Annotated in this window: 25 protein-coding genes and 1 pseudogene; 11 read left to right on the top strand and 15 right to left on the bottom strand. The window is 41.8% G+C overall.

Annotated features, from left to right (window positions below):
• From H6G40_RS06175 to trmD, 3 genes and pseudogenes are all read right to left on the bottom strand, one after another.
• Positions 1-201 (bottom strand): annotated as a pseudogene (locus tag H6G40_RS06175) (transposase); the annotation flags it as partial.
• Positions 202-220: 19 nt separating this feature from the next.
• Entirely contained in the window at positions 221-544 is a 324-nt protein-coding gene (locus H6G40_RS06180) for a DUF4347 domain-containing protein (protein WP_002736749.1), read from the bottom strand.
• 284 nt (positions 545-828) lie between these two features.
• Positions 829-1,524: a tRNA (guanosine(37)-N1)-methyltransferase TrmD gene (gene trmD / locus H6G40_RS06185; protein WP_069473912.1), complete on the bottom strand. Its 696-nt coding sequence runs from the start codon at positions 1,522-1,524 to the stop codon at positions 829-831.
• A gap of 373 nt (positions 1,525-1,897) precedes the next feature.
• Here trmD and H6G40_RS06190 point away from each other — a divergent pair, with 373 nt between their 5' ends.
• The 6 genes from H6G40_RS06190 to H6G40_RS23185 all read left to right on the top strand — a co-directional run bounded on the left by H6G40_RS06190 (position 1,898) and on the right by H6G40_RS23185 (position 7,706).
• A complete protein-coding gene (locus tag H6G40_RS06190) occupies positions 1,898-2,752 on the top strand; it encodes a cyanophycinase (protein ID WP_002754723.1) in 855 nt (284 codons plus the stop codon).
• 107 nt (positions 2,753-2,859) lie between these two features.
• Positions 2,860-5,493 carry a cyanophycin synthetase gene (gene cphA, locus H6G40_RS06195; protein ID WP_190537422.1) on the top strand — a complete coding sequence of 878 codons (2,634 nt, stop codon included), beginning with the start codon at positions 2,860-2,862 and terminating at the stop codon, positions 5,491-5,493.
• 117 nt (positions 5,494-5,610) lie between these two features.
• A complete protein-coding gene (locus H6G40_RS06200; protein WP_002736234.1) occupies positions 5,611-6,312 on the top strand; it encodes a DUF488 domain-containing protein in 702 nt (233 codons plus the stop codon).
• The gene (locus H6G40_RS06205) at positions 6,248-6,694 is read left to right on the top strand and encodes a DUF488 domain-containing protein (RefSeq protein ID WP_002738277.1); all 447 of its coding nucleotides are present in this window, start codon (positions 6,248-6,250) and stop codon (positions 6,692-6,694) included. The genes H6G40_RS06200 and H6G40_RS06205 overlap by 65 nt, the downstream gene beginning before the upstream one ends.
• Complete coding sequence (locus H6G40_RS06210) at positions 6,682-7,356, top strand: dual OB domain-containing protein (RefSeq protein WP_242028720.1); 675 nt, start codon at positions 6,682-6,684, stop codon at positions 7,354-7,356. Before H6G40_RS06205 ends, H6G40_RS06210 begins: the two co-directional genes overlap by 13 nt.
• A 167-nt stretch (positions 7,357-7,523) precedes the next feature.
• Positions 7,524-7,706 (top strand): hypothetical protein, encoded by a 183-nt coding sequence (locus H6G40_RS23185; RefSeq protein WP_238560447.1) that lies wholly within the window; start codon positions 7,524-7,526, stop codon positions 7,704-7,706.
• Between the two features lie 14 nt (positions 7,707-7,720).
• Here the strand turns inward: H6G40_RS23185 and H6G40_RS06215 are convergent, their stop codons facing one another.
• Positions 7,721-8,218 carry a helix-turn-helix domain-containing protein gene (locus H6G40_RS06215; protein ID WP_190537432.1) on the bottom strand — a complete coding sequence of 166 codons (498 nt, stop codon included), beginning with the start codon at positions 8,216-8,218 and terminating at the stop codon, positions 7,721-7,723.
• Between the two features lie 185 nt (positions 8,219-8,403).
• Here H6G40_RS06215 and H6G40_RS06220 point away from each other — a divergent pair, with 185 nt between their 5' ends.
• Together H6G40_RS06220 and H6G40_RS06225 are read left to right on the top strand one after the other, a co-directional pair.
• Positions 8,404-8,766, top strand: coding sequence for a hypothetical protein (locus tag H6G40_RS06220; protein ID WP_190537426.1), 363 nt, complete (start codon positions 8,404-8,406; stop codon positions 8,764-8,766).
• 85 nt (positions 8,767-8,851) lie between these two features.
• Positions 8,852-9,160 carry a hypothetical protein gene (locus tag H6G40_RS06225; protein WP_146220266.1) on the top strand — a complete coding sequence of 103 codons (309 nt, stop codon included), beginning with the start codon at positions 8,852-8,854 and terminating at the stop codon, positions 9,158-9,160.
• Between the two features lie 352 nt (positions 9,161-9,512).
• Here the strand turns inward: H6G40_RS06225 and H6G40_RS06230 are convergent, their stop codons facing one another.
• From H6G40_RS06230 to H6G40_RS06255, 6 genes are all read right to left on the bottom strand, one after another.
• Positions 9,513-9,833 carry a DUF5615 family PIN-like protein gene (locus tag H6G40_RS06230; RefSeq protein ID WP_002781446.1) on the bottom strand — a complete coding sequence of 107 codons (321 nt, stop codon included), beginning with the start codon at positions 9,831-9,833 and terminating at the stop codon, positions 9,513-9,515.
• Position 9,834: 1 nt separating this feature from the next.
• Positions 9,835-10,053, bottom strand: coding sequence for a DUF433 domain-containing protein (locus tag H6G40_RS06235; protein ID WP_002781447.1), 219 nt, complete (start codon positions 10,051-10,053; stop codon positions 9,835-9,837).
• 529 nt (positions 10,054-10,582) lie between these two features.
• Positions 10,583-12,271, bottom strand: coding sequence for a SulP family inorganic anion transporter (locus H6G40_RS06240; RefSeq protein ID WP_123230467.1), 1,689 nt, complete (start codon positions 12,269-12,271; stop codon positions 10,583-10,585).
• Between the two features lie 387 nt (positions 12,272-12,658).
• Complete coding sequence (locus H6G40_RS06245) at positions 12,659-13,342, bottom strand: Mo-dependent nitrogenase C-terminal domain-containing protein (RefSeq protein WP_002738062.1); 684 nt, start codon at positions 13,340-13,342, stop codon at positions 12,659-12,661.
• Positions 13,343-13,585: 243 nt separating this feature from the next.
• On the bottom strand, positions 13,586-14,971 hold the full coding sequence (locus tag H6G40_RS06250; RefSeq protein WP_002736537.1) for a UDP-glucose dehydrogenase family protein: 1,386 nt from the start codon (positions 14,969-14,971) through the stop codon (positions 13,586-13,588).
• Positions 14,972-15,016: 45 nt separating this feature from the next.
• On the bottom strand, positions 15,017-15,943 hold the full coding sequence (locus tag H6G40_RS06255; protein WP_002736922.1) for a UDP-glucuronic acid decarboxylase family protein: 927 nt from the start codon (positions 15,941-15,943) through the stop codon (positions 15,017-15,019).
• A 172-nt stretch (positions 15,944-16,115) separates the two neighbouring features.
• On the opposite strand from H6G40_RS06255, the gene polA reads away from it, so the two are divergent.
• The 3 genes from polA to H6G40_RS06270 are packed head-to-tail and all read left to right on the top strand — an operon-like array spanning position 16,116 to position 19,521.
• Positions 16,116-18,986: a DNA polymerase I gene (gene polA, locus H6G40_RS06260; RefSeq protein ID WP_069473908.1), complete on the top strand. Its 2,871-nt coding sequence runs from the start codon at positions 16,116-16,118 to the stop codon at positions 18,984-18,986.
• Positions 18,987-18,990: 4 nt separating this feature from the next.
• Entirely contained in the window at positions 18,991-19,236 is a 246-nt protein-coding gene (locus tag H6G40_RS06265; protein WP_002736270.1) for a hypothetical protein, read from the top strand.
• Positions 19,237-19,272: 36 nt separating this feature from the next.
• On the top strand, positions 19,273-19,521 hold the full coding sequence (locus H6G40_RS06270; RefSeq protein ID WP_002759990.1) for a heavy-metal-associated domain-containing protein: 249 nt from the start codon (positions 19,273-19,275) through the stop codon (positions 19,519-19,521).
• Positions 19,522-19,673: 152 nt separating this feature from the next.
• On the opposite strand, the gene H6G40_RS06275 is transcribed toward H6G40_RS06270, so the two are convergent.
• The 5 genes from H6G40_RS06275 to H6G40_RS06295 form a co-directional block, all read right to left on the bottom strand.
• The gene (locus tag H6G40_RS06275; RefSeq protein WP_002754695.1) at positions 19,674-19,910 is read right to left on the bottom strand and encodes a type II toxin-antitoxin system RelN family antitoxin; all 237 of its coding nucleotides are present in this window, start codon (positions 19,908-19,910) and stop codon (positions 19,674-19,676) included.
• A 58-nt stretch (positions 19,911-19,968) separates the two neighbouring features.
• Positions 19,969-20,307 carry a HepT-like ribonuclease domain-containing protein gene (locus tag H6G40_RS06280; protein WP_069473907.1) on the bottom strand — a complete coding sequence of 113 codons (339 nt, stop codon included), beginning with the start codon at positions 20,305-20,307 and terminating at the stop codon, positions 19,969-19,971.
• Positions 20,291-20,587 (bottom strand): nucleotidyltransferase family protein, encoded by a 297-nt coding sequence (locus tag H6G40_RS06285; RefSeq protein ID WP_002754691.1) that lies wholly within the window; start codon positions 20,585-20,587, stop codon positions 20,291-20,293. Before H6G40_RS06285 ends, H6G40_RS06280 begins: the two co-directional genes overlap by 17 nt.
• Positions 20,588-20,759: 172 nt before the next feature.
• Positions 20,760-21,347: a hypothetical protein gene (locus H6G40_RS06290; protein WP_069473906.1), complete on the bottom strand. Its 588-nt coding sequence runs from the start codon at positions 21,345-21,347 to the stop codon at positions 20,760-20,762.
• Between the two features lie 9 nt (positions 21,348-21,356).
• Positions 21,357-24,008 carry an Eco57I restriction-modification methylase domain-containing protein gene (locus H6G40_RS06295; RefSeq protein WP_081330794.1) on the bottom strand — a complete coding sequence of 884 codons (2,652 nt, stop codon included), beginning with the start codon at positions 24,006-24,008 and terminating at the stop codon, positions 21,357-21,359.
• Positions 24,009-24,090 lie beyond the last annotated feature (82 nt).

Below are 24,090 nucleotides of genomic sequence, written 5' to 3' on the forward strand. Positions count from 1 at the left end.
TTTATAGAGTTTGTCAGCGAAACGTTTTTTTGTCTTTGCTGAAGCGGTAATCCGTTTGAGTTCTTTTTCTAGGGATTCGGGAATTTTTGTCCAATCAATTAATTGGTGAACTTCAGGAAAGAAGAAGTATAAAAACGCTTCAAAATACTCGCTTAATGCTTCTTTCCAGGGTTCATCATAATTGGCTGTTGTTTGGTTCATTTGAGTTGTCCGCTTACTCTTAGGGGTGAAGCGCGATAGCGTAACGCACCGATTTAATAATAGAGGTGGTGGTGGTAATCTGGGGATTTTGTGGTAAAAAAGTGGATATTTGTTCGATTCCGTCTTGATTGGGAGAGAGAATAACCGTGGCGACTTCTGGAATTACCCCAGCTTGGAGACTTTGATAATCGCTAACACCAGCATCGAGGAAAACTACGGTAGCGGTTAAACGCTGATTTCTCGCACTATCCACCCGATTAGCTTGACTCAAGCCATCAGATTGAGCAAAATTGAACAAAACATCGTCAATAGCAGGAAAGCTCGGCAAAAGGGTAGAAGTCATGACGTTAACTGCAAAGGTTTATTGCTAACAGTTTTAGCCCAACAATCCCGAATTTTTCAATACCCCTGTAACAGAAATTAATATTTATTACAAGAAAACGGATTTCTTGAGACAGTCGGGAAAACTATATATAGCGGTTTTCAGTCTGCTGAGGTACAAGAGTTATGGGTTTTAGGCAAGAGGCAAAAGGCAAGAAAAATAGGTGTACCTCACTAGCTTAGGAAACGCTATATTCATAATTTATCATTCATAATTCATCATGCCCACGGGAGCATTTTTGGCGATTAATCCTGTTCCTCTAGCCATTTTTGCCAGAGATCTGGACGACGTTCCTTAGTGCGATCGAGTTGTTGTTGATAGCGCCAATCAGCGATATCCTGATGATTACCCGATCGCAAAACCGGCGGCACTTGCCAACTGCGAAAGACCGGCGGCCGGGTATATTGGGGATAATCCAATAAACCTGCCTCAAAACTCTCCAATTTCAACGATTCTGCCTTACCTACCGTCCCGGGTAACAACCGCGTCACCCCGTTAATAATCGCTAAAGCCGGGATTTCCCCACAAGTTAGGACAAAATCGCCTAAAGATACCTCTCTAGTCACCAAATGCTCACAAACCCGCTCATCTACCCCTTCATAATGGCCACAGATGAGAATTAACTGCCGATAACTACCGGCCCAAGTTTTCAGTAAAGCTTGATTGAGAGGTTCCCCCTGGGGAGTCATCAGCACGATCTCCCGGGGTGGTAAAGTTTCTAAAGACTCGATCGCCTCAAAAATTGGCTCTGGTTTTAATAACATTCCCACACCACCACCGTAGGGTTCATCATCGACGCGACGGTGTTTATCGTGGGCAAAATCCCGGAGATTGACCAAATTTACCCTAGCGATGTCGCGTTCGAGAGCTTTTGCCAACAACCCCGACCGCAGCGGTGAAGTAAAAAAATCGGGAAAGAGAGTAATAATGTCAAACTGCACGGGGAAAATTAAGGCCTAGACTGGGATAGTGTTTAATGTATCATTTTGTCACGGTTCGATCGGTTAAAATCTTGCTAATTTGGCGCTAGTCTATCTCAATAACATGATAGACTATCCTGTACTGTCTAGGGGTTTTTCTGGCTCTAGCTTGAGTGATCGAAGTCTAGCCTAGACTAAAAGTTAACTAACAGTCCGTCATTGCCAGTGGATCGAAGAAAATTGCTAAAATCGCCTCTACTATTGCTTGATGTCCCGAAAAATATTCCTAAACCGCATTTTTTTCCATCAACCGTTCAGGGAAAATAAGATCAAGATACCTGTCCATCTTCCCGAAAAACCTTCCATCCCTAAAAATGTCTATTCGTTCAGTGACATGATCATCGAGCTAGAAACCCAACACCACCAAAATCCTACCCCCGTATCTCTCAAAACGGCGATTTTAGTCATTGGAGGTGCCGAGGATAAAGTCCACGGTAAAGAGATACTGCATACCTTTTGGAATCGCGCTGGGGGTAGCGAAGCAGTGATCGCTATTGTTCCCTCCGCTTCCAGAGAACCGGTTTTAATCGGCGATCGCTATCAGAAGATTTTCGAGGAAATGGGGGCAAAATACGTCAAAGTTATCGATATTCGTGATCGCGTACAGGGAGAAGACCCCCAATTTCAAGCCTACATCGAAGAGTGTACAGGTGTATTTATGACCGGAGGCGACCAGCTGCGTTTATGCGGTTTGCTCTCCGATACTCCCCTGATGGAAAGAATCAGACAAAGAGTGCAACAGGGAGAATTAACCCTGGCCGGAACTAGCGCCGGGGCCGCCGTTATGGGTCATCACATGATTGCCGGGGGCAGCAGTGGGGAAGCACCCAATCGGGCCCTAGTGGATATGGCCATGGGATTAGGTCTCATTCCTGAAGTCATTGTCGATCAACACTTCCACAATCGCAACCGCATGGCCCGGCTAATGAGTGCTATCTCCGGTTATCCCGAACGTTTAGGAATTGGCATCGATGAGGATACCTGCGCTATGTTTGAACGGGATGGCACGATGACAGTAATCGGCTGCGGTACAGTGACGGTAATTAATGCTAGGGAAATGTCCCACACCAACCACCATCACGTCACCGCTAACGAACCCCTGAGTCTGCATAATCTGCGGGTACATATTCTGGCCTACGGTGATGGCTATCATCTCAAAAAACAGCAAGTGATCCCTAAATTGGGGTAAAAAAACTCCTGAAAAACTGTTCACGATGAACAGTTTACCGATCTCGGAAAACCAGACAATAAACAACGGCTTCTTTGTGCTTCTCAACAGCGAACATCAGCTATATCATGAAAATTCTCAGAACCCAAACCCTGCGCGGTCCCAACTACTGGAGTATTCGTCGCGACAAGCTCATTGTTATGCGTCTGGATCTCGAAGATCTCGCAGAGAAGCCATCGAATGAAATCCCCGGCTTTTACGAGGGATTAATCGACGTTCTCCCCAGTTTAGTCGAACATTACTGCTCCCCCGGTTATCGCGGCGGTTTCTTTGAACGAGTCCGCACTGGCACTTATATGGGCCATATTATCGAACATATCGCCCTAGAATTGCAGGAATTGGCGGGAACTCCCGTCGGGTTTGGTCGCACTAGAAGCACCTCCACCCCCGGAGTCTATAACGTGGTGTTTGAGTACGTTGACGAGCAAGCGGGACGTTATGCGGGTCGGGCTGCCGTGCGTTTGTGTCAATCGATTGTCGATACGGGAACCTATCCTAAGGAAGAATTGGCCCAGGATTTAGCCGATTTACGCGATTTATGCAATAATGCCTCCCTCGGTCCGAGTACCGAAACTATCGTCAAAGAAGCACAAGCTAGAAATATTCCCTGGTTACTCCTGAGCGCTCGTGCCATGGTGCAATTGGGCTATGGTGTTCACCAAAAGCGCATTCAAGCCACTTTAAGCAGTTTTTCGGGGATTTTAGCCGTTGAGTTGGCCTGTGACAAGGAAGGCACGAAAACTATCCTCAAGGATGGTGGGATTCCCGTCCCCCGGGGTACGGTGATTCAATACTTGGATGAGTTGTCAGCGGCAATCGAGGAAGTGGGAGGATTTCCCATCGTGATTAAACCCCTCGATGGCAACCACGGCCGGGGCATCAGCATCGATGTTAAAACTCAACAGGAAGCAGAGGAAGCCTATGATCTAGCCAGTGCCGCCTCGAAAACTCGCAGCGTGATCGTAGAAAGGTACTATAAAGGCAGTGATCACCGAATTTTAGTCATAAACGGCAAAGTCGCCGCCGTGGCCGAACGGATTCCCGCTCACGTCGTCGGTGATGGGCGCTCAACTATAGAAGAATTAATCGAAATTACTAATCAAGATCCCAACCGGGGTGACGGTCATGCCAACGTTTTAACTAAAATAACTATTGACAAAACCGCCCTTAATGTGCTAGAGAAACAGGGCTATGAATTAACCAGCATTTTAGCCCACGGAGAGATCGCCTATCTGCGGGCCACGGCTAATTTAAGCACCGGCGGCATCGCCGTGGATCGTACCGACGAAATTCACCCCGAAAACGTCTGGATCGCCCAAAGAGTGGCAAAATTAATCGGTTTGGACATTGCCGGGATCGATGTGGTCACAGAGGATATCCGCAAACCCCTGAAAGAAGTGGACGGGGTAATCGTAGAAGTCAACGCCGCCCCCGGTTTTCGGATGCACGTCGCCCCCAGTCGCGGTTTACCCCGCAATATCGCCGCTCCAGTTATCGATATGTTATTCCCCCCCGGGACTCCCAGTCGCGTGCCAATTCTGGCAATTACGGGAACTAACGGCAAAACCACCACTAGCCGCTTAATCTCTCATATTTGCCGGCAAACGGGGAAAGTAGTCGGATTTACCACGACGGACGGCGTATATATCGATGATTATCTGGTAGAAAAGGGCGATAACACCGGTCCCTACAGTGCCAGTATGATTTTGAAGGATCCCACAGTAGAGATTGCTGTGTTGGAAACGGCCCGGGGTGGTATCCTGCGATCGGGTTTAGCCTTTAATCAGTGCGATGTGGGGGTGGTGTTAAATGTGGCCGCCGACCATTTGGGTATCGGTGATATCGACACCATCGAACAAATGGCGAAGGTAAAAAGCGTTGTGGCCGAGGTGGTTAGCGCCGAGGGTTACGCGGTTTTAAATGCCGATGACCCCTTGACCGTTAGTATGGCCGAAAAAGTCAAGGGAAGAGTCGCTTATTTTTCCATGAGTCCCGATAACCCGATTATTCACGACCATATCCGTCGCGGTGGCATGGCCGCCATTTATGAGAATGGCTATCTGTCGATTCTAGAGGGAGAATGGACGCTGAGAATCGAGGAAGCAGTCAATATTCCCGTGACTATGCAGGGAATGGCTCCTTTTATGATTGCTAACGCCTTGGCCGCCTGTTTAGCCACTTTTGTGCAGGGTATCGATATCGAGTTAATTCGCCAAGGGGTGCGGACTTTTAAACCTTCCGTGGCCCAGACCCCCGGTAGGATGAACCTGTTTGACTTGGGACACCATCACGCTTTAATCGATTATGCCCATAATCCCGCCGGATACGAAGCCGTCGGCGGTTTTGTCGGCAATTGGTCCGGCGAAAAAGTCGGCGTGGTTGGGGGGCCGGGCGATCGACGGGATGATGATTTAATTTTATTAGGGAAATTATCGGCGCTTATGTTCGATCGAATTATTGTTAAGGAAGATAACGATACTCGCGGTCGCCGCCGGGGGGAAGTGGCCGATTTAATTCTCCGGGGAATTAGCGAAGAAAATGCCAGTTTGCGTCCGGAAGTTATTCTCGATGAAACGGAAGCTTTAGAGAAGGCTTTAAGCACGGTTTCTGAGGGTGGTTTAGTGGTAATTTTCCCGGAAAGTGTCACCCAGGCGATCAATTTGATTGAGAAACATCGACCCCTGACCGATAATCAGGGTTAAAAGTTGGGATATTCTGCCTATAGAGTCACTTCTAGCCCGATGGTCTGTTCCCCTGTCTAGGCAATGGTTGATCTACAATGATTATTGTAGGCTTTCATCGAAGGAATAATAATATTGATGCAGTTATTCACCATCGGTCACTCTAATCACGAAATTGCCTCATTTATGCTTCTACTTAAGAAGCATAATATAACTGCCCTTGCTGATGTTCGTTCTCATCCTTATAGCCGATTTCTCAAGCATTTTAATCAGTCAATATTGTCAAATGCTTTAAAAAGTGAAGGCATTTACTATGTGTTTTTGGGCAAGGAATTAGGAGCCAGACCGAGCAGCGAAGAATGTTATGTCAATGGTAAGGCTTTATACGAAAAAATTGCTAAAACATCTGCTTTTAATCATGGAATTGAACGAATTTTACAGGGAGTGAAAAAACATCGAATTGCCCTTATGTGTGCGGAGAAAGACCCGATTGAATGTCATAGAGCGATTCTGGTTTGTCAACATCTACGTCATTGCGATTTAGATATTTATCATATTCTCAAAAATGGTGACTTGGAATCTCATGACCATCTGGAAGAAAGAATGCTGTTTAAACATAGTTTGACAGATTTTTCAGCAAGTAGTCAAAAAGAAATTCAGCTTTCTTTATTTGTCGAGCCAAATAGCAATCTTCTCACAAAAGCAGAATGTTTGGAGAAAGCTTATAAGCTTCAGGGTGATGCAATTGCTTATATAGAAACAAGTGGTAATTATGATGAACAGGACAATCAATCTCTTTACAATCGGCTTTACTCAAAAGACTGCACAGAAGTTCTTTGATGACTTACAAAAAGCTGGCGTTAAGAGAGTTATAGATACTCGTTTAAATAATGTTTCCCAATTAGCAGGATTTAGTAAAAAAGCTGACCTAGAATATTTTTTAAAAGTCATCGGTGGAATTGAATATGTTCATGTTTTAGACTTAGCTCCAACTCAAGATATTCTTGATGAATATAAAAAGAAAAAAGTTGATTGGACAATATACGAACAAAAATTTAGACAACTTATTAGTAGCCGCAGGATTGAAACAAAAGTTTCTCCAGATGTAATTAATAATGCTTGTTTACTCTGTAGTGAGGCAAAACCTCATAATTGTCACCGTCGTTTAGTGGCCGAATATTTAAAGGATAAATGGGGGAATGTCAATATATGTCATCTCTGAAAAAAATTGTCTGTCTTGCTAATTCATGGAAATTAAATGAACGCTGTATCGCTGGAATTGATATTAGTTCAGGAAATTGGGTTCGTCCTGTGTGTGATTCTCTTTATCCAGAAGATGGCAGGGTTCCACGATCAGTTAGACTAATTTCTGGTAAAGAACCAAAAGTTTTAGATATTCTCGAAATTCCCCTTGCTGATACTGGCAATGATTTTGGGTTTGAATCGGAAAATCTTTCCGTTTTACCCGGTGAGTGGAAATGTGTAGGTAGATTCAATATCAATGATTTGGGAAAGTATTGTAGAACCCCAACAAAAATACTGCACAATTCAATTAAATATGTTAATCCTTCTTATTTGAAAAACCTTAATTTCAATCAGCGTTATACTCTCCAGTTGATTCATGTGCAGAGTTTTAGAGTATATCCAAAAGAAAATTCAAAAGTAAATTTTGAGTGGCGTGGCACAATTACAACAGCGAATGGTAACAGTTTGACAGAAGCAAAGATAACTGATCCCGTATTTGTCGAGAAATTAAATACAGGCTATCAACCTCAGCAAAACTGTTTTGTTACCGTCAGTCTTAGTCTGCCTTGGATCTCTTCGGCAAATTGGGAAGGAGAAGCTCCCTGCTGGAAATTAATAGCAGCTGTAATTGAATTATAGGAATTACGGCTAGACAACTTTTTTATAGGTTGTTGGCTCGAAAAAATCTCTGTTCGTGAAATTTTCAGAGCTATGAACAGTTGAGTTTAACAGACTGAAGTGGGCGAGGTAAATTTAGCATAAATGCTGGAGCGATCAAGCGAAAATAAGGCTCTTCTCAACTTTGTGTGATAAGTTTAACTTATATAGTAGCGATCGATCTTTGTGTTCTCTGTGTCTCTGTGGTTCCTTCCACTCCCTCGCCCGCAAGACTGTATCTTAGAATACATTTTACCCACCAAATCCAAAAGAACCCCATTTCCCTATCCTTGTCAATTGTGGATCAAAGCAGCTTGACATCCATATCTTGATAAAGTTATCAAAGTTACTCTGGTTTGAGACTATCTAAAATTAATTGTATATCTAAATCAAGAGCTTGAGCAATTTGTTCGATCGTTAATCCTAATCCTATTAGTTTGGGAACAGTTTCTAGTTTTGCTTTAATAACATTGTTTTCAGTTTTATAAATATGATAATTTTCTATTTCTCGATTATTAGAAGGGTTATGACAAAAAGTAACCTGATCAATTTTTACAGAATTTACTATGTTATTGGTACTACTCGTGGTAATAAATCTTTCAATTGCTGATCGAACAGTTGATTTATTTAATTCTTCCCCTAACACTTCCGAAAGAATGCGCCAAAGTTCATAGGCTTTATCTCTGGCATGACCTTCAGAACAATTATATTCTTCTGCTATTTTTGCATATTTCTGACCATCAAAAACGTTCTTTAAAATCCCTAATTGCAATGTATCGAGATGCTTTCCCGTGTGGTCAAAAACCAGATTATCAATAAGTGAGAAGACTTCTTGGGTATCCATGGGAGTAATGTTAAGATTTGGGGACATAATACCGTCATTATCCGTTATTTTCCGATATTTGTAAACATAGTTAACAAAACTTCCGACAATATCCGTTTTTTTCCGTCTTGAAATAATTTTAACTGGTTGATACATTGTCGGTAGTGTGGCTTGTTAGTTGTGTCAAATTTTCAGGAAATAAAATTATGCTCTATCCAACAAAAAAATCAATCAGTGTGTTGACTTTAGCAGGGTGTTTTTCAATCCTCCAGTTTACAGTAGGGGTAACTAATTCTAACGCACAAAGTAGTGAAGTTCAGCAATTATTGAACGAATTAAACCTTATGGAGCGGGAAGCTGACCCGCTAATACAGCAAATGATAGCTGAAGACTGGCAAAGAATTTATAGGCTTTCTTGTCAAGGATTAATTCAAGAGGCCAATCAACTCACGAAAAATGGAGATTATTGGGCGACTCAAGTTAATATACCACATTATGCAGCTAGGGCATCGGGAAATTATGCCGCCTCTGAACGGAGATATCAAGAATATAATAGAAGATGTCGGTAATGCCAGTCCATTAATCGGGTGTATCTCAAAATGTTTTTAACCTCAAAGTCAAATCAAACTTATCGCTCAATTTGGTAAAAATCACATGAAAAGTATTCTCGTAACAGCTTCAGCATTTTTATTGGTCATGTCTCCTGTTAACCAAGCAAAAGCTTCTACTCCTGATAATGTACAAACTAAAAACATATTGTGTTTAGACGTGTCAACAAATCAAACTTTTGCTAATACCGAAACTATTTTGTTGGTACAGCAACCTGTGGACCCGGTGTATATTGCTCCATCAACAGGACCAGAGAGCAACTGTACTTATTATATAGTGCGTGGTAAAGATGGAAAAATTTATGACTGCCGAAAATGTACATATGGCGGGCCGTATTGTTTTAGAAGAGAGTAGTGCGACTGTTATTTAAGATTCTAGACATCTGGTCAACAGAACTTCTCGCAATACTTCACTTTTCATGTCTCTGGGGATGCAAGAGAAAACCCTATCCCCATTAGACGATTTAGGTTTAAGGGAAAAATGAAAAATAAACTACTATTGATCTTGAATGTCTTAAACTTATGTTTTTGCATAGCTTTAGCTACCTTGTTGGCTATTATGGGTGAGCCAATACCTGCATTTTTGATCGGATTTATTGTGTTTATCTTCCTAGGGATAGTTCTTGGAATAATCTTCCCAAGTCGGTAGCCTTAATATCTTAGCCCAGACTCTTGAAAAATGGCTTAAATTCATTTTAAATAGGTTGTTATAAACTTACTACTGTTGCTGTTCCTTTTGTTACTGTTGCCAAAACTTCTAAAACTTTAGGAACCAAAGGCTTTAAATCAGCCAAACGATTTGATTGTGATTGTAAAATAATAATAGCTAGATTAAACTGCGGTAAATTTTGCTCAAACGGCAAATTCTTATCCACTGTAATAAAAATATCAAATTCTTGTGAAGCTAAACCTAACAGTTGACCATTCTTGATCCCAGTCCATCCCATTTGCGGAACAGTTTTGATATTATAACCTGTAAACTCCCTCATTAATCTTCGGTCAATACATTCATCTAAAAGAAGCCTCATTTCACGCTACCCTATCAATAAGCTCTTTTTCAAATTCTGCAAGTAAGCTAATAACTTGTTCTCTTGTTACCGTTGGAAAACCCTCTAAAAAATCATCAATTGATTCTCCTGCTTTAAGATAATCAAAAAGTGTTTGTATCGGAACTCTAGTACCTGAAAAAACAGGAACACCACTCATAGTTTCAGGAGATACATGGATAAGAGGCGAATATTTAGCCATTTTGATTACCTTCTTAGCTTCTACAGAGTAGATTAACCCAGAGCAATACGTCTTGTCTTTATATTCTAGCCTAGATTCTTGAAAAATGGGTTAAACTGATGCTAAATAGGGTTTGCTGACAAAGTACGGGCGAAGCATTCGGGCAATAACCTATCGGTGAAACCGTAGATTTTTTATCCGAATGCTTCGCCCCTACAGGACGCGGGCCGATGAAGACGCAAGGTTTTGAAGCACGATTCTCTCAAAATCTTGCACCTGTGGGAGCGAGAAAAGCCACAAAACCCTTACCTTGCCTACATTTCACCTTTATTCAGCAAACCCTAAATAGGTTAGGGAAGTGACTTTCAGTTAATGATGCTAAAAATGAACAATAATCTAAAATCAAGCCGATAATGACTAAATGCAACCGACGGAAGCCCAACTTAGACAACTCTATCAGCTAATTTCAATAAAGTCCGAAAACTATGGACGGGTAGGTTCTTTATGGGAGGGGAGGTCGGCGACGACCTTCTCGACCCCTAACTATCAGTCAACGATTTTTAAAAGCTTCGATCGCCGCTGGCAAAGTATAGTAAATTCTCTCCTCGCTAATTTTATCTAACAAGCGGGAACGTTGCAATTCTAAGTACAGATCGTGTTTAACCCTAGCGAGGGCGAAAACTATACCCTGTCTTGATAATTCTGCCGCTAATTCCTCAAGAATCTCCACTGCTGTACTATCCAATTCCCCAAGGGCCTCCGTATTCAAGACAAACCATTCTACCGGTTTTGTCTCCCGGGCAATGGCACTGAGAGCGCGACGTTTAAAGTCGGCCGCATTAGCAAAAAATAAGGGGGCATCGTAACGATAGATAACTAACCCCGGTATTGTTTGCGCTTCCGGCCAATCCTGGAGCGCGTGTAAACCCATCACCCCCGGAACCGTACCCAAGACGGCATCATCAGGCCGAGTAATGCGGGCCAATAAATCGATAACCGAGAGACCGATGGCGATAGCAACCCCGCTTAAAATCCCCGTGGTTAGCACCCCCACCATGGTCAGGACAGCGAGATTAAACTCACTATTGCGAAAGCTTTTTAGTCGTTTAGCGCCGGCGATATCCAGCAGTTTACAGGCTGCATAAATCACCAGCGCACCCAAGGCAGCCTTGGGAAAGAGTGCCAGTACTGGACCGAGCAGGAAAATGACCGCCACCACCACCACTGCCACCACCAGGGAGTAAATCTGACTTTTACTGCCCACAGAATCCCCCACCGCAGTGCGACTGGCGCTGCTGCTGATGGGAAATCCCTGACAAAAACCCGCCGCCAGATTCCCCAGTCCTAGGGCTAAAAATTCTTGATTGGCATCGATTTCTTGGTTATGACGTGCGGCGAAGGCTCTAGCGGTCAAGACGTTATCGGAATAGCCGACCAGGGCAATGCCGACGGCCGCGGTTCCTAGGGGTAGTAATTGGGAAAAATCTAGGGTTGGTAAGCCAAAATTAGGCAAAGTCTTGCTAATTTTCCCCACTACTGCCACCCCCTCCCCATCGAGATGGAAGGTGGCGACGGCGAGGGTTCCCAGTAAAACTGCCAGCAAGGGACCCGGTGCTTTGGGAAAATATTTTTGGATGATAAATAGAAATAGTAGCAGCAATAGAGCTAGGCTAAGGGTTGGCCAGTGCCATTGGTTTATTCCCCAGAAAAAAGCGAAAATTTCTTTAAAAACCGTATTTTCACGGATTGACAAACCACTAATTTTACCCAGTTGTCCCGCAATCATGATCACCGCCACTCCCGCCATATAACCGATTAGAATCGGTTTGGAGAGTAAATTAGCTAAAAATCCCAAGCGGGCGATATAACCAACTAAACAGATTAAACCGACCATTAGGGCTAAAAAAGCCGCTAAACTGCCGTAATTTTCCCCTTGAAGGCTCACCAGAGGTGCGATCGCTGCCGCCGTCATCACTGCCGTGGTCGATTCTGGTCCGAGGGATAGTTGCGATGAGGAGCCGAAAAGGGCGTAAACTAGGGCGGCTGGCACGAGAGTCCACAATCCCACCACGGGATCGACCCCGGCCAGGTCGCCGTAAGCCATACACTGGGGAATAGCGTAGGCTGCCACGGTGACACCGGCGAGTAGATCTCGGACTAGCCACTGCCATTGATAGGAGCGCAGGTTTTTTGGCCCGGGTAAATCAGAAAAATCGACTCGTCGGGAGTTTTTACTCATAGTTTTTCTCTCTTAACGGCGACTTAAGGGACTTGCGTGGGAATAATATCCCAGCCAGAAAATCGCTCTGTAGAAGAATCAGATCAGCCAGATGGCACATGATCAAAGCGCAAGTCCCTTAGCTGCGGGGGCTCTCCAAGGCTCTCGCCCCACTTAGGGTGATCAGCAAACCTGAGCGAGCGGAGGGCGCAAGCTTTGCGCCCCTACAGTAACGGATTTTGTCCACAATGTAGGGGCGAACTGCGTTCGCCCAAAAGGTACATTATCAAAGCGCAAGTCCCTAACCTAATTTTAACGGAAGAATTGGCTAGGAAAAGCCTTGAGGCTGAGACATTTTCTGTCAGCAGGATATTTATACCATTTTAGCCGTAATTTTAGTTAAACTGGCTAAATATACTCGGAAATATCCTCTTGACAATCATCGGCTAAGTATGATAGAGCGCGGAAACGTAAACCGACTAATTGTTCGTAGAGAGGATTTAACTTGCACAGAGGCGGAATATGGACTAATTTATGGCCAAAAAGCACGATATCGCGTTCAAAAGGACATTGAGGCGGCACCATTTTGCAGATAAACCGGGCCAAGCGCGGATCGTGCATTTCCACCCCATCTAACCAGTCTTTGAGGGGATGCAGCAGATCTGGGTGGGGATGTTCGGCACTGATAAACTCGGATTTATTCGCTTCTGTGGTAATTTCGGGAATTTCACAGATAGTATGTTCTAAAGCTGACAAGGCCTCGATTTCTAACCCGAAAGCATCCCGATAACTACGCAGTAATTGCGCTTCTGCGGGGGAATAAACGCCATCGGCGATCGCTACCATAACCGCCGTGCGGAGGAAGTTTTCTGATATTTTGGGGTCATGACCGAAACTTGCGGCCAATTCTTCGGGACTAATCGATTGATAGAGAACGTGGTCGTCATCTAATTCTAATTCGTGAGCGAAACGGGCGATCGATTCCTGCTCGCTGGTGCTATAATCCCCATCAGACCAGGCAATTGTCAGTAATCCCCGTAACCAGTCCCTAACTTGTTCGTTAGTGTAGCGGTATTGAACAGAGCTAACCATAGGTATGTATTGCTAAAACTGATTCTAGTTTCTCAATTTAATTCTACCCATCGCCCCTGGATTCTAGTGGCTCCTGTTCATATCATTTAACTATAGCCAATAACCCCATGGTCAGATCGGAATTTTTCGTTTTTCAGCCAGCATAATCGGGCAATTTTCGCCCCTAGGAGCAGGGGTAAGTGGTGCTGCTTCTTGTACCTTCCCCAACCGCGTCAGTCCTACTGAAAAGGCGGATTCCTAGGATTAACGGCCAATACCGAGGTAACGGAAACCAGCTGCTGTCACCACCGCAGGATCGAGGAAATTGCGACCATCAATTAACACGGGTTCGCGCATGGTTTTAACCATTTTGCCGTAGTCGAGACGGAGGAATTCTTGCCATTCCGTCACCACCACCAAAGCGTCACAACCATCGGCCAATCTTTCTGGATCCGATTCGATAATCACACCGCTTAAACCGTGACTTAAACCACTTTGGGAAACGATCGGATCATAAGCTTTTACCTTAGCACCTAAACGATTTAACTGTTCGATCATGGTTAAAGCCGGGGCATCGCGCATATCATCGGTATCGGGTTTAAAAGTTAATCCCAACAAACCGACGGTTTTACCCTTGAGGATTTTTAATTCCTGTTGCAGTTTTTCGATCGCGATTGTCCGTTGACGTTTGTTAACATTGATAGCGGCGTTAAGTAATTCCGTTTCGTAACCGTAGTCTTCTGCGGTATGTACCAAAGCCGACACATCTTTGGGGAAACAGGAACCCCCCCAACCGATCCCGGCCGAGAGGAACTTGCTGCCGATACGGGAATCTAAACCGATACCTTTAGCCACTTGGGTGACATCGGCCCCCACGCGATCACAGATATTAGCTACTTCGTTAATAAAGCTAATTTTGGTGGCTAGGAAGGCATTAGCGGCGTATTTAATCATTTCCGCCGAACTGAGATCCGTAACCACCACGGGAACGGGAGGCAAGGAGGGATCGTCAGCGAATTGGCGTTTAACCAAAGGAGCGTACAATTCCTTCATCATTTCAATAGCTTTCGGGTTATTACTGCCTAAAACAATGCGATCGGGGTTAAAAGTATCATAAACTGCCGAACCTTCGCGTAAAAATTCGGGATTGCTGACCACATCGAATTCCGCTTCGATGCGTTCTAGTGTACTAATACCGCCACCAGCGGCCACGAGATTTTTTTGTCTCTCGGCCACCCCATCGAGGACGATCATCCGTACCCAATCCCCAGAACCGATGGGAACGGTAGATTTATTGACGATTACTTTATAACCACCGTTGAGATGGGCCCCAATACCCCGGGCCACCGCTTCCACATAACGGGTGTCACTTTCTCCCGTGGGTAGTGCTGGTGTACCAACAGCGATAAAGAGGATTTCACCGTGTTTAACTCCCGCTTCTAGGTCCGTGGAAAATTCCAGATTGCCAGAGGCTGCTGAAGACTGCATTAATTCCGATAACCCCGGTTCATAGATGGGGGATTGTCCCGATTTCATTAATTTGACTTTTTCTTCATTGTTGTCAATACAGATGACATGATGGCCGATATGTGCTAGACAAACCCCAGTGACTAAACCCACATAACCCGTTCCGATAACACAAACACGCATGATAATCACTCCAGTGACAATTAAGTTAATTTTATTGATTAGGGATTAGCTTAGACGAGAACGGAAATCCTCGATCGTCATTTTTAAACCCTGACTTAGAGGAATAGTGGGACTCCAATCCAGATAGGTTTTAGCACGAGTGATATCCGGTTGTCGTTGCTTGGGATCATCTTCCGGTAGTGGTTTATAGACTAATTCGGCATCGGGATTAATCATGCCTTGGATCACTTGCGCTAATTCCAGAATTGTGTATTCGTCGGGATTGCCGAGATTAACTGGCCCGATAAAGTCCCCATTCATCAAACGCATTAACCCTTCCACTAGGTCAGAAACATAGCAAAAACTGCGGGTTTGGGAACCTTGACCATAAACCGTCAGGGGTTCACCGCGCAAAGCTTGCACGACGAAATTACTCACCACTCGTCCATCGTTTTCCAACATTCGCGGGCCGTAGGTGTTGAAAATCCGGGCCACCCGGATATCGACTTTATGCTCCCGATAATACTCAAAAGCCAGGGTTTCCGCTACCCGTTTACCCTCGTCATAACAGGAACGCGGCCCAATGCAGTTGACGTTGCCTCGATATTCTTCCGTTTGCGGATGCACATCGGGATCGCCATAGACTTCTGAGGTAGAAGCGAGCAAAAATCGCGCTTTTACCCTTTTAGCTAGGCCCAGCATATACAGAGTCCCTAAAACATTGGTTTTAATCGTTTTTACTGGGTTATATTGATAGTGGATTGGGGAAGCAGGACAGGCCAGGTGATAGATCTGATCAACTTCTAGACGGATCGGCTCGGTTATATCGTGACGAATTAGCTCAAAATAAGGATTTCCTAGCCATTTAACGATGTTTCGGCGCACCCCCGTGTAGAAGTTATCCAGACAGATCACTTCATGACCCTGTTCCATCAAGCGATCGATTAGATGAGAACCGATAAAACCCGCACCGCCTGTAACTAGGATTCTCATGTAATTGACAAGTAAACATATAAAATTATTCTTAAAATACCCTTACGCTGGCTTTTTGGCAAATATTTTTTTTGACGGGGTGTTATCAGCGATCGCCGATTCAAGGCTAATGGCTGAATAATGGCTCGGTAATCCTTAAAATGGAAATAACACGCAAATTTGAGGCTAGATTATGACCAGTGCCGGGCAAAATAAGTTATTTATCCTGATCGATGGGCATTCTTTGGCTTTTCGTGCCTATTATGCCTTTGCTAAGTCTCGTTCTGGTCCTCTGCGTACTTCTACCGGCATTCCCACCAGTGTTTGTTTTGGGTTTTTAAATTCTCTGCTGCAGTTACTAGAAACTCAAAAACCCACTTATTTAGCAGTTGCTTTTGATTTAGCAGTCCCTTCTTTTCGCCATGAAGCTGATGTTAATTATAAGGCTAATCGGCAAGAGACTCCCGAAGAATTTCGCCCCGATTTAACTAATCTGCAAAGTCTCTTGGCAGCGATGAATATTCCTGTTGTGACTTCTCCGGGTTATGAAGCAGATGATGTTTTAGGAACTTTGGCAAAACAGGCCGGCGATAATGGTTATACAGTCAAGATTTTAACAGGCGATCGAGATTTATTCCAATTGGTAGATGAGGAGAAAAAAACCACGATTCTCTATCTGGATATTAATGCGGTCAAAAGTACATCGGGACAGGGTTATACAGAATTTAATTCCCAAGCTGTCACGGAAAAGTTAGGGGTGACACCAAAACAGGTAGTAGATTTTAAAGCTCTTTGCGGTGACAAGTCTGATAATATCCCCGGGGTGCGCGGAATTGGCGAAAAAACAGCGATAGATTTATTAAAAAAATACGATAACTTAGACGATATATATACCAATCTGGAATCGATCAAGGGAATGGTAAAAACTAAATTATTAGAGGGAAAACCCGCCGCCGAAAGTTCTCGCTATTTAGCCAAAATTGCCCTTGATGCCCCCGTTAGTCTCGAAGAGGATAAATTTCGTCTCCGAGGTTTTGATCGGCGTTTAGTTAAACCTTTATTGGAAAGATTAGAATTAAAGAAAATTCTCCAGAAACTCGATCAAATTCAACAGCATCTAGGTGGCACTCCTACCCTAGAATTAACTAGCGATGCTGATTCTAATCAATTGTCTCTGTTTGATTTACCCCCTATTTCTCCACCAGTTCTAATTGCTCCGGAAATTATTGATACTATTCCTAAGTTAGATGCTTTACTGGCCAAATTAACAACTTTCACTAATCCACATTTTCCTGTCGCTTGGGATACCGAAACCACAGATTTAAATCCTCGTGTAGCCAAATTGGTCGGGATCGGTTGCTGTTGGGGAAAAGAATTAAATTCTATGGCCTATATTCCCATCGGCCACCAGAGCGGTGATAATTTAAATCTAGAGATAGTCCTCGAAAAATTACGCCCAATTTTAGCCAGTGATAATTATCCGAAAGTCTTCCAGAATGCGAAATTTGATATTGATGTTTTTTATCATCAAGGAATTACCGTTAAAGGTCTAGTTTTTGATACTATGGTGGCTAGTTATGTCCTCCATCCCGAACTAACTCATAATCTCGAAGATTTATGCGATCGCTATTTGGACGGTATCAGTTCCCTTAGTTATAAAAGTCTCGGTATTCCTACGGGAAAAACTATCGCTGATTTAGATATTACCACCACTGCTAACTACTGCGGATTAGATGCCTACGCTACCTATTTACTTCGAGAAAAATTACAGGCAGAATTAACTAAAATTCCCCCTTTATATCAATTATTCTCAGAGGTAGAATCTCCCTTAGTCATGGTGCTGTGGCAGATGGAAAATTATGGTATAAAAATTAATATTAACTATCTAAAAAACTTTTCCCAGCAACTAGAAAGAGACTTGGCAGACATAGAAAAAAATGCCTACGAATCTATCGGAGAAACTTTTAATCTTAGCTCTCCTAAACAGTTAAGTGAAATCCTCTTCGATCGATTAGCACTCAACCGCAAAAAATCCAGAAAAACTAAAACAGGTTACTCCACCGATCAAAGTGTTTTAGAGAAACTACAAGGAGATCATCCCTTAGTTGATTATATCCTTGAACATCGCACCTTATCCAAATTAAAATCCACCTATGTGGATGCTTTACCGAAATTAGCCGAACCAAAAACCGCAAGAGTGCATACAGATTTTAATCAAACCATCACCAGCACCGGACGCTTATCATCCTCCAATCCTAACCTACAAAATATCCCCATTCGCAGTGAATTTTCTAGACGAATTCGTCAAGCTTTTATTCCCGAAGATGGTTACTTATTAGTGTCAGCGGACTACTCACAAATCGAGTTAAGAATTCTCGCTCATCTCAGTCAAGAACCAGTTTTATTAGAAGCTTATCGTAGTAATCAAGATGTTCATAAAGTCACCGCTCAATTGCTCTTTGATAAAGGGGAAATTACCTCCGAAGAACGCAGTTTAGGAAAAACAATTAACTTCGGAGTTATTTATGGCATGGGAGCGCAAAAATTCGCCCGTGAATCGAAATTAACCGTAGAGCAGGGCAGAAAATTTATTGAAAAATATCATCAACGTTATGCCCAAGTATTTGAGTATTTAGAGAATAGCAAAAAACAAGCAATTGCTCAGGGATATGTAGAAACAATTTTGGGTAGAAGACGTTATTTTAACTTCGATAATCCCCTCTTAAAAAGACTGCGAGGACTGTCCTTACATGACATCGATTTAGATAGCCTCAAACTCAACAACGAGGAAGCACAATTATTAAGATCGGCTGCTAATGCGCCCATTCAGGGTTCCAGTGCTGATATTATTAAAGTAGCGATGGTAAAATTGGCCGAGGTACTGCAAAATTATCGAGCGAGATTACTGCTGCAAGTCCATGATGAATTAGTCTTGGAAGTACCGAGGGAAGAATGGCCATCCCTAGAGTCAAAAATCAAGACGACTATGGAAGAAGCTGTCTCCTTGACGATCCCTCTCTTGGTAGAAATTAAAGCCGGTGACAATTGGATGGAAACCAAATAAAACTATGATCGAAAACAGACAATTTTTAACCCCAGAAGAATCCGCAGATGTGGACGCTGCCCTCTTGACTTCTCCCGAAAAATTCCTGACTCGTTTAACGATTTCTTCCCTACGCTTATTAAAAATCATCGCCGAAGATACGGGAGTAACCCTAGAAGAACTAACCCATAAACAGGTCATTCAATGGCTAGAAAAAGATAGTAAACTGCGTCGGGAACAGGGGATCGAAGCGGCAGTGCTGAAATGGTAAATAAACTCTTAAAAAATCAGCTACCCCTGACAATTTATGCTAGTTTTTAGCTATAAAGTTACTGGAGTTACAACAATGACAATTACCCTAAAAGTTCCTAGTATTGCCTGTGAAGGTTGCGCTAATACCATTACTAAAGCGATTAATAATCAGCAACCAGCAGCCCAAATATCGGTGGATGTAGCCAATAAAATCGTCACCGTAGAAACCACCGCATCCCCCGCAGAAATTGCCCAATGGATCAGCGAAGTCGGCCATACTGTTGAGTCTAGCAGTGAGGGTTGACATCCTCCCCCGTTAAAAATAGACCTCTGGTAAAAATCAAAAATTGTCGTGATTATTGTTGAATATCATCTCGAATACTGCGATATTTCTTAGCAAGAGTGCGGAGATTTCACTTGAATGTTGCCGAGGCTAAAACTTGAATTATCGGTTGATTAGTCATCTTCTAACCCTTCCCAAAGTTGAGAAACGGGAATGGTTTGTCCTGTCATGGCTTCATGCCAAGCTTGCCGAAAGTCTGCTAAAATTTCTGCTTGAGATGTATCTTGGGTTTCCTCCTCTGGGATGAGAATAATAACTTCTACACGGCTGTTTTTGTCTATGATTAAAGGATGATCTAGGGTGAGTTGTCCTTGTTCATCAATGGTTGCCATAACCTTGAGTGCTTTCATGTTTCTCTGCTTGAGTGGGTTAGTTCAATATCTAAATGCTGCTAATTTTCCCAAAGTTTTACCTGCTCAGAATCTTTTCTAGTTCTTTAACTAAAAATGGTAAATCATTTTTAACAGTATTCCAAACAATATCTTCATCAACATTTAAGTAATCGTGTACTACTTTGCTCCGCATTCCGACGACTGCTTGCCAAGGAATTGTTGGATAATTCTCCCGAAAGTCTGGTGATACACGACGCGCTGCTTCTCCGATAATTTGCAATAAATGGGTGAGGGATAACCGTAAAAGTTCGTTATTATCAAAATCTTCTCGACTGACACCTTCTACAAAGCTAAGTGCTTTATTTGCTGTGTCAATCATGTGTTGAACATACACTTGATTATCTTTTTGCGACATAACACACCTCTGCTGTTGCTAAAACACGCTCACGAATATGATGATTAAGAGATTTGATGGTAACGAGATCAATAGTACGTCCATCAAATAATTGAGATAGTTCTTCTTGAATTTGATGAAGTTTGAAAAAACTGGGGGTAAAACCAAGTTCAAACTCAACGAGCAGATCAATATCACTATCTGCGGTGAAATCATCTCGTAAAACTGAACCAAATAAGGAAAGTTTATGAATATGCCAATGTTGGCAAAGTTGTGAGAGTTTTTCTTGAGGAATTTTCATATTTTTGTGTTGATCAGATTAGTTTTACTCCCAAGCTTTCTAGTTGTTGATTTATCCAAGCGGTTGCCGTTTCTTCATCGGTTTCTAATAAAGGGTCTATTTAGAGATTTTTTGCAACTTCATCCCTATTTTTCTCATTTTTGAACTCTCAAAAATTAATTATCCAAGAAGTCTAATCGAAGATTTTAACCGAGGCTAAAACTTCTTCTTTGAGCATAAGTATAGCTTTTGTCATTGCGTTTGTTAGAGAATTAATATCTTTGAGGACATAATCTAAATATCCATTATTAAGTGCAATATGAGCGCGAGGCCAAACATCACAATGAGGCCAAGAAGCATCTGAACATTCAATGTGAAGGTGTAAGCTTTGTTTATATTTAGCATGAGCAGCATCATCAGGTTCATTAGGATCGCAATGAAGTAAACAAAATTCTTTTTCTGCTGGTTCTGGTAAGGTTTTATCAATGATATAAAAATGAAGATAAGCACGGTCTAGATAAAATTTTTCTTTTTTGCCTTGATAGGTTTTATACCATCTTTCATAATAGGTAGCTTGTAAGTCAGGGACAAAAGTTTTAAAACGGCTCTCAGTATATTGATTCGTTGTTGATTGATAAGTATCTTTGACAGACGCAACATATTCGTCACCTTTACTAACAGGTTGAACAAATAGCTTATTTTTTAAAACAAGTGGCCTTAGCATCTTTTTAATTAATTGAGGACGCTCTTTCAAATCTTGAGAGTTTATTTCAATTCTCATCTTTTGTATTCATACACCATAAATAGAACAATCTTCTTCAGTAAATCCGTAAAGCTTAGAGACAGCTTTATCAATTTCAATTTCAAGTTGAATTGCTTCTTTTCCTGATGCTAAAAAACGCTGATCAACAAGACGTAAAAGCTGAGACATATCAAAGGATGACACTTTTGTTGGATCAGGAACAGGAGTTTTTAAAAGCGTTTTTGGTTCTAACATTGAGTAACCACTACCATATTTATGCGAATGTTCAGAAATATAGCGATAGCAAATACTAGAATTCAAAATTGCGACAAAATACCGCAGTAAATCACTCTCCAGTTGACGATCTTTAGGATAAATAATTGGGGAACGAATAACAGCAAACTTGCCTTCAATATCAAGGGAAAAACGAGGCATAATTGACAAATGGGGACTAATAATTTTAGGTCTAAGTAAATAATCACAACGGGGGCTATCTAATTGCCACCATGATTTATTTTCCTTTTTTACGGCGTAACGAGATTCTAACATTTCTTGATGTAGTAACAAATATTTCCAAGTTTTGGGATATTTATTTCTAATCTCATCCTCTTCCAATAATTTTTCCTCAAAATAAGGATAAAAAAGATATTGACTAACTTTCTGAGGAGTAGTATAAACTTCCATTTCTCGATCAGATAAATAAGGAATAAAAATAGCTTCCTCTCCTTTAGGAATATGAGATTTGGATACAATAAATACCTTGTTGTTGCCAGTTTGCACTCCAACGCGAATATTCATAAACTCTGAAAGTTTTGGTAAAGTTTCTAGCTTTTGTTGAATTCGAGCAATTGAAGGAGGTTTGATCAACCAGTCTTCCCCATTAAAAGCATTTTGAGGAACTTTAAAAACACTGTAAAATTGACTTTCTACTTCCCTTCCTTCTACAACATCTTGTAAAGCACGTCCCACTAATTCTTGACAATGAGAAATCGTCGCTAAAGGTTCTGGTTGTACATTAAATCGCTTCTGAAAAATGAGAAGAACAATGTAAGTATCTACTTGACCAAAAATTGGGATAGCAGATAGATCAACTAAGCAACGAATCCAAGCTTCTTGGGTGATAAGTTGACGAATTTTAGCATCACTTTTTGACAAAAGAAATTTATGAGGTAAAACAAATAATCCATAACCACCCGGTTTTAATACTTCTAATGCTATTTTGATAAAAGCTAAAGATAAATCAATTCTTCCCCTTCCATCATCTCCCATAAATTGTGCAATTCTTTTTCTCATTGCTTCTGTTTGATCCGACAAAGCAACAAAGTGGGGATTAGTAATAACTGCACTAAAACTCTCTTTTAATTCGGGATGATCTTGATAGTATTGAATTGACTCTGCTGTTTTAATGGATAATTGTGACGGTAATTGATCTGTCAAAACTAAGTGAAGAAGTGAAAGAGATAAAAGTGCCGCTTGACAAGCATTAGGATCAACATCCAATCCAAAAACATTCTGAAAAGCTGATTGAATCAATTCAGTTGTAACTTCTCCCTGCATAGGATCACACTGAATTTCTAATAAAGTTCTTACAAAGATTCCTGAACCGATAGCAGGTTCTAACGTTTTTAATTGTTGAAATTCAATGGGAGGCATTTGTTCCCGTAGATACCGAGCAAAAAACCTCGCAATAAATTGAGGAGTATAAATACTTCCATAAGCTTTATTTCTCTGCTCTGTTGGTAGGGGGGGAAATAAGCTTAGTTGATCGGATTCTTCAACTCTTAAAATACTGGTATATCTTTCATAAATTCGACTAAGAGCGTGTTTAGAAATGAGAGAAAAATCATATTCGTAAGGTCTTGCAGATTTAATTCTATAAAAATCCTGCAGCAAAGCTTTCACAGTTTGAGTATTTAAACTATCAAAAGCACTGAGTAAGGAGCGATCAATTAAATACTCAGGTATGTTAGTTTGTCCAAAATCTTCAAGAGTTTTAAGAATTGACTCTCGAATGGTTAAGGAATTGCTGTTATTTTTTAAGAAGGTTTCAAATAGGGTATTTGAATTAGAAAATTCGTCATACCTTTGGGGATATAAGCGGCGATAATTATCTTCAACGGCTCTCGTAAAAATAATAGCATTAAACAAAGCCGAAAACTGTTGATTAGATATATTTTCTTCCATTTCGGCATATAGATTTCGCTTCCAGAATGAAATCGTTTCAATCAAAGCATCATCCAAAGCAGGAAGATTAGGATGATGGCGTTGCCCTGAAATGGCTTCAAATACTCCGCTTCTGAGATTGTCTAAATTTTCGCGAGAAATTGGATATGATTTTGCAATTTTTTCTGGGCTACATCTGTTAAAAACATAAAGGATTTTCTCGGATTCAACTTGAATATGCCAGTCAAGTAAATTATTATAGGAAATGCCCAAAAGATTTTTTTTCTGAGTATAATTAAGGTCGGCATAGGGTCTTTTCAAAAAAGTAATAACAGCCTGATGTTCTAATCCATGTTCAACAATAAGATGAGCATTGGCAAAATCATTCGTTGATGGAATATCTAAGCTATCACTGGGTGTCCATTCAAAATTATAGGCAAAATCATTAAGTATTTTCCTAGTACGATCTACAGTCAGCAATGTCGATGACGATGGTGCTGTCAGTTCCATTACTATACTGTAAAGATTTTGTACCATGACAACGATTATCCTTGCTATCGAAACTTTATATCTCCATCAAACAAATGTATCATACTCAGGCAGAATTAGAAAAGTATTT

It is taken from the genome of Microcystis viridis FACHB-1342 (assembly GCF_014698335.1).
Lineage (GTDB): Bacteria > Cyanobacteriota > Cyanobacteriia > Cyanobacteriales > Microcystaceae > Microcystis > Microcystis ichthyoblabe_A.